The sequence below is a fragment of the Mycobacterium sp. E3298 genome, assembly GCF_001666895.1.
GTDB lineage: Bacteria > Actinomycetota > Actinomycetes > Mycobacteriales > Mycobacteriaceae > Mycobacterium.
This window is the reverse complement of the sequence record NZ_LZJB01000479.1, coordinates 1-5,373: the sequence shown is the minus strand read 5'-3', so window position 1 is coordinate 5,373 and position 5,373 is coordinate 1. Positions and strand designations below refer to the sequence as shown.

Genomic DNA, 5,373 nt, shown 5'->3' with positions numbered 1-5,373 from the left:
CCTGCGCCCGCCCCGGCGCCACCACCGCGCGATCCGCCGCCCGAGGCGCCCGGCAGTCCGGCCGGCATGCCGGCCCCGCCGACGGGCGCGGCCGTCGCCGACTCTTCCGTCCGGGGCGCGACCGACGGCGACATCAGCGACGCCGGCGCCATGCCCTTGCCGCGTCCGCCCGCGCCGAGCGGTTCCGCCGACGCCGCCGGGCTCAGCGGCGCCGCGGGAGCCGACGGCGGTGCCGGTACACCGCCGGGACCGCCCGGGCCGCCAGGCACGGCGGGGCCACCCCCGCCGGGTTTGGCGGCCGGTGGCGCGGGCACCTGCCCGGGAACGGTCGGGACTCCGGGCGGGGGCTGCGCGCCTGGCCCCGGTGTGGGCATTGCCGAAGGTGGCATCGCGGGGGGCGCCAGCGGGGGCGCCGCCGGCGGTGGCGTCACCGGCGCCGGTGGCGCGGGGCCGGGCCGCGGACCGTCTTCCTCGACGGGCGGCGCCGGCGATGATGGACCGTCCGGCAGCGTGACCGGCGGCGGCGTCTTCTGATCGAGCAAGTCCCGCAGCGCATTGTGGGGCGGCTTCCACGCCTTACTCGCCACGATCCGCTCGGCGGTGCCGGTGACCACGCTGAGGTTCGCCCCGTAGGCGGTGCTGAGCACCGAGTTGATCGCGGTGGTCCGCTCGGCGGCGTCCAGGGTGGAGTCGTTCTCGAGGGCGCGGATTTCCGTCTGCGCGGCCTCGACGATGTCACTGACATCCCATTTGGCCTGGGTGACCGAATCGGCGACATACCGCTGCCAGGTGATGACCGTCGCCAGGCCGTTCTGCAGCTTCTTGAGCTCATCGATGTTGGTGCCGAGCTCGCCCTTGGCCGCGGAGGCGGCACCGCCGGACCAGAATCCTCCGTCGAAGATGTCGCTCTGCTCGTGCTGGCAGGTCTCCAACACCGCGGTGACCTGCCGCAGCACCTCGGTGTACTGCTGCGCCCGGTCGTAGTAGTTGTCCTCGTCCACCTCGGGCCAGGCGTCCGGGGTGAGCATCTGCGCGGCATACTCGCTGACCGGCTTCGCGACGCCCATCGCCTACTCCTGCGCCGGCGGCATGCGCCAACGCGTCGGCCGCTGGAGGGTACCGGACATCATGGTTAGTAAGCGTAATCGAGGTTCAGCCAAGCCAACTGCGCCAAATTGAGCGTGGGTCCCCGCCGGTCCGGAGCATTCAAACCCCTGTCCGGCACCGGGTTTCGCTCAGGTTAAGCCGAGGGTCTCTTTGAGCGAACCGGCGATGCCGGCGACCAACTCGATGAGCCGGTCCTCCTCGGCGTCGATCGCGGCGGTCGCGACGGCCCGCGCGTTGCCGATCGCCTCGTTGACGCGCTCCCCGACCGTTTCGGCTCCCAGGCGCAGCAGGCCGTCCTCTATGTGGAGACCGGTCAAGCAGAGCCGGGCATTGAGGGTTGCCTCGACGGTCTTCGATTCGTCTGTGGCCGTGAACGTTTCGGTATTCGTTCGGTGCTGCTGGTCCTCCAACGCCGACTGGAACAGCTGCGCCTGCCGCAACGCCTCTGCCACCTGGGGGTGCATCTCCACGGTCATTTGGGATCCTTACTTCTCGGGTGCTGTCTTGCGCGGGCGGTTCCCGATGACGCCCTCGGTCCATGCGCGTTCCTCGGTGTAGAGCGACTCGTCGTCCGATTGCGGACGCTTGCCCTTGCCGTTCGGTTGCCCCTGCGCACCGGGGGCGCCCATCGGCGCCCCGCCCATGCCGCCGCCCAATCCGCCACCGCCGCTTGGGATCCCGCGGCCAGGACCCGAGGACCCGGCCGCCGCCCCGGTGGACCGTTGCGGCGCTTCGGCGTCTACCGCGGGTTGCAACGGCATCGACGGCACACCGGTCCCGCCGCCGCCCAGCCCGGCCGGCTTCAGCCCCGGGCCCTTCGACGGGGCGGGCGCCCCCCTCCAAGCGCCCGCCCCGGTCGGGTCGGTGGGCATCGCCGGCGTACCGGTGAACGGCGCACTCGGCATGCCGGTGGGGGTGTTCAGGTACTCGTCGCCGTACGGCAACTCGTCGTATGGGGTGTCGGGATCCGTCTCGTACGAGCCGGGCTCAGGGGGCGGGGCGACGTAGTAGGCGGCGGGGGGCTTGGGCGGATTGATAGGCGCCAACGGCAGCGCCGCCCTCCTCTGGTATTCCGCCAGGACCTCCTCCGACTTCTTCTGCAGCCGCGCGTATTCCTCTTCCAACGCGGGCTTGACGCTGCCTTTCCAATGTTCTGCCGGCAGATGGCCTTGGAAGTACACCCACGCGTCGTCGAGCTCTTTCAGCTGCGCGACGGTGGGATGTTCCGTGACGGCCCAACGGTGCGTCGACACGACGCCTTGCGCCTGGCTGACCATCGTGCCGGACAACGCCGCCATCTGGTCGAGCCATGACCGATGCGAATCGAAGTTGTCTTCAACGGCGTATGTGGCGTCGCCGTACCATTCGACGAACGGCCGGAAACGATAGCGGGCCTCTAGCAGTGTCCGCTGGTGATCGGCCCACGTTTGCGCGAACAGGTCGAGTGAGACGCCCTGATCGAGTTCGGCGATCTCCTCGGCGGCCTGCCGGACCGGGCAGTACGGCGTCGGCTCAATCGACGAAGCCCCAACCTTTTTCGTGTCGCCGAGTGCCACCGGATCGGGACCTTCGCCGGTGACGCCGGGCGCCGCGGCCTGCACCGACGTGCCGTCGTCGATGGCCTCTTGCGAGTTCTCGTCGACCTCCTCGTAGGCCTTCGCGGCGTTGCGCAGCGACTCCGCGAGGCGGCCGCGCTCGCGTACGCCGACCCCCAGGTAGAGCCGCATATTGTCGGCGGACAACGCAAGTTGCGCGACGGCGGCGGTGACCATGGCCAGGGCGCAGGGCGCTTCAGCGTTGTCGGCGGGCTGACCCGGGATCGCGGCCTCCACCTCGTCGGCCCTGGCCATCAGCTCCTGGTACTCCACACTCAGCGTCTGCGGTTGGGTCAGCGTCTGCGTCATCGCGGATCATCTCCTTGGTCGAGGACTGTAGTCAGTCGACTACAGTGCATTCTCCGGTAGTGTAGTCATATGACTACAGACGGCACAAGCCCATCGGACCAGGTGGTTTGCCCCACGGGGCGCGACGAGGTGGTCGCGGCGATCCTGGACAGCGCGAGCCAGTTGTTCGCCGAACGTGGGCCGGCCGCCACGTCGATCCGCGATGTCGCCACTGCGGCGCGGGTCAACCACGGCCTGGTGTTCCGTCATTTCGGCACCAAGGAGAGGCTGGTCGCGGCAGTACTCGATCAGCTGGCGGCCCAGCTGGCCACGCTGATCGAGCGCGGCGCACCGGCGGCAGACGTCGAGGCTGCCGGGCGCCGTCAGTTACGGGTGATCGCGCGGGCGCTCCTGGACGGGTATCAGGCAGGCCGACTGCAGACCAGCTTCCCGGCGGCAGCCAGGCTGCTCGACGACATCAGGCCGGGGCATTGCAGCGACGAGGCGGCACGGCGCGCGGCGGCACACGCGGGCGCGTTGCTCATCGGCTGGCAGATGTTCGAGCCGTTCCTGCGCGCGGCAACGGGACTACGCGAGTTCGGCGAAGACGAGCTGGAGCGGTCCATCGCCGCCGAATCCGCAAGGCTTGCCCGGCCGCGTTGAGGCGCGGTGTGTGCGTTGCCCTCAACCGCTCAGAGTGTGACACCCGACGGCGCAGCCTGCGGGCCGGCCGGCGAGATGGGCTCGGCCGGAACCTTTTCGGCGGTCTCCGCGCCGGGCGCGGCACCGTCGGATTGCGCATCTGGCCGCCCGTCTTCTTCGTCGGCCCGGCGGTCCTCGTCGGTGGGAGCCTGGTCCTTCTTATTGCTGTCGGCGAGTTGCGCGGGAGCGGACCCGGCCCCCTGCATGCCTTGCAGGCTCCCCATCGCGCCCTGCATGCCCTGCATCACGGAACCCAATGGGCCCGTTGCGCCGGCCAGTTCACCGGGCTGAGGCACCGGACTACCGGGCTGCGGGGACGGCTTGGCGGGGCTGGGCTCGTCGCCATCGTTCGGCTTGTCCGCCTCGGGTTTGACTCCGGGTGAACCGCTCGCAGGTTCTTTCGCGGATGAGAGGAACTGAACCTGGGTCAGGTGGTCTCCGAGCCTCTCGTCGGTGTCGGCGTACATCGCGGCCGCGGCCGCGATGCTCGATCCCGTCTTGGTCAGTGCGGCTTTGACCGCAGGCAACCCGTCGGTCACCGGTGATTCGATGATCGGCAATGTCGCATTGATGGCCGCCGAGACGGCATCCGTGCCCGGCGCCACGATGGGCGCCGGCGGCGTGGGAAATGGCAATTGTTGCAGCGTGTTTCCCGCGTTCTCCAAGCGGGACGGTTCGACGACCAATGGCTCGATCATCAGTCGATCTCCTCTGCCCACTTGCGATTACGAGAATCTTACCCAACCCGCCGCCGCTCGAACCGCGGCAATTTCTACCCGCCTCGTCAGAATTGGATGTTGCGGACGATGTCGTAGACGCCCGTTATCCACAACAGCATTGGCAGGATGGCGGCGACCAAAACCCCGTCGAGCAGTTCCAGGACGCGCTTCATGACCGGTGAGATCCGGCGGATCCCCACGGTCGCACCGACGACCGCGAGCGCGACCACGCTCGTGGCCGAAAGGATGGTCAGGAAAAGCCATGCGGTGTTTGGATACCAGAGGCTCAACCGGGCGGTCACCCCGATCGGAATGGCGACGGTCGCCGCCAGCAGCGCCCACGCGCACCAGCGTTCCGCGTACAGGCGCGACCTGAATCCGCATGCGGCGGTGACCAAACCGGCGACCACCAGGCTGTGCACGAAGAAGTGTCCGCGCACGACGATCGCGACGACACCGACCGCCAGCACCAAAGTCCCGGCCGTGACGAATCCGATCAGCAGTCGTTTGGCAAGCTCGCTGCGTTCGGTGAGGCGTGCGGCCGAGCTCGGTACCGAGGCGATGATGGCCTGCCACGTCCTCGCCTCTTTGTCGTCGCTGAGCTCTTGGCCCGCAACGGGTTCGAGCAGCTCGTCGTGCTCGACGGCCTCGCCGGGCGCGGGGATCGGCGGAAGCGCGATCCGGGCGACCGCGACGGTCAGCTTGGCCGCATTGGTGACGGTGAAGAGCCCGAACACGATGGCACCGGCCGGCACCCAATGCTGCCAGCCATAACCGAAGGCGACGGCGGCGGCGGTCACGGCAATGGAGGTGACGGCGACGAACGACGCGATCTCGGAACGACGGCGTGGGCCGCCGCGGGTCAACAGTGTCAAGAACAGCACCACCGCCGCCGCACCGGCGAGCTGTGGTGCCCCGAGCGGGGCCGCTCCACGGGGCGCCGGAATGGCCAGCGCCACAGC

General features: G+C 69.3%; 5 protein-coding genes and 1 pseudogene. 1 reads left to right on the top strand and 5 read right to left on the bottom strand.

Features of this window, described 5'->3' with window-relative positions:
• From A9X05_RS21870 to A9X05_RS21860, 3 genes and pseudogenes are all read right to left on the bottom strand, one after another.
• Positions 1 to 1,067, bottom strand: a pseudogene (locus A9X05_RS21870) (secretion protein EspK); the annotation flags it as partial.
• 168 nt (positions 1,068 to 1,235) lie between these two features.
• Positions 1,236 to 1,583 (bottom strand): YbaB/EbfC family nucleoid-associated protein, encoded by a 348-nt coding sequence (locus A9X05_RS21865; protein ID WP_067748608.1) that lies wholly within the window; start codon positions 1,581 to 1,583, stop codon positions 1,236 to 1,238.
• Positions 1,584 to 1,592: 9 nt separating this feature from the next.
• Entirely contained in the window at positions 1,593 to 3,011 is a 1,419-nt protein-coding gene (locus tag A9X05_RS21860) for a hypothetical protein (RefSeq protein ID WP_082971040.1), read from the bottom strand.
• A 69-nt stretch (positions 3,012 to 3,080) separates the two neighbouring features.
• On the opposite strand from A9X05_RS21860, the gene A9X05_RS21855 reads away from it, so the two are divergent.
• Positions 3,081 to 3,653 carry a TetR/AcrR family transcriptional regulator gene (locus tag A9X05_RS21855; RefSeq protein WP_067748603.1) on the top strand — a complete coding sequence of 191 codons (573 nt, stop codon included), beginning with the start codon at positions 3,081 to 3,083 and terminating at the stop codon, positions 3,651 to 3,653.
• A gap of 29 nt (positions 3,654 to 3,682) precedes the next feature.
• On the opposite strand, the gene A9X05_RS21850 is transcribed toward A9X05_RS21855, so the two are convergent.
• Positions 3,683 to 4,390, bottom strand: coding sequence for a hypothetical protein (locus tag A9X05_RS21850; protein ID WP_067748601.1), 708 nt, complete (start codon positions 4,388 to 4,390; stop codon positions 3,683 to 3,685).
• 86 nt (positions 4,391 to 4,476) lie between these two features.
• On the bottom strand, positions 4,477 to 5,373 hold an 897-nt coding region (gene eccD / locus A9X05_RS21845; RefSeq protein WP_067748597.1), incomplete at its 5' end, for a type VII secretion integral membrane protein EccD.

Bases quoted from the DNA above. Each gene is read 5' to 3' on its own strand.
- A9X05_RS21865 (WP_067748608.1), bottom strand. From the start codon at position 1,583: ATGACCGTGGAGATGCACCCCCAGGTGGCAGAGGCGTTGCGGCAGGCG.
- A9X05_RS21860 (WP_082971040.1), bottom strand. From the start codon at position 3,011: ATGACGCAGACGCTGACCCAACCGCAGACGCTGAGTGTGGAGTACCAG.
- A9X05_RS21855 (WP_067748603.1), top strand. From the start codon at position 3,081: ATGACTACAGACGGCACAAGCCCATCGGACCAGGTGGTTTGCCCCACG.
- A9X05_RS21850 (WP_067748601.1), bottom strand. From the start codon at position 4,390: ATGATCGAGCCATTGGTCGTCGAACCGTCCCGCTTGGAGAACGCGGGA.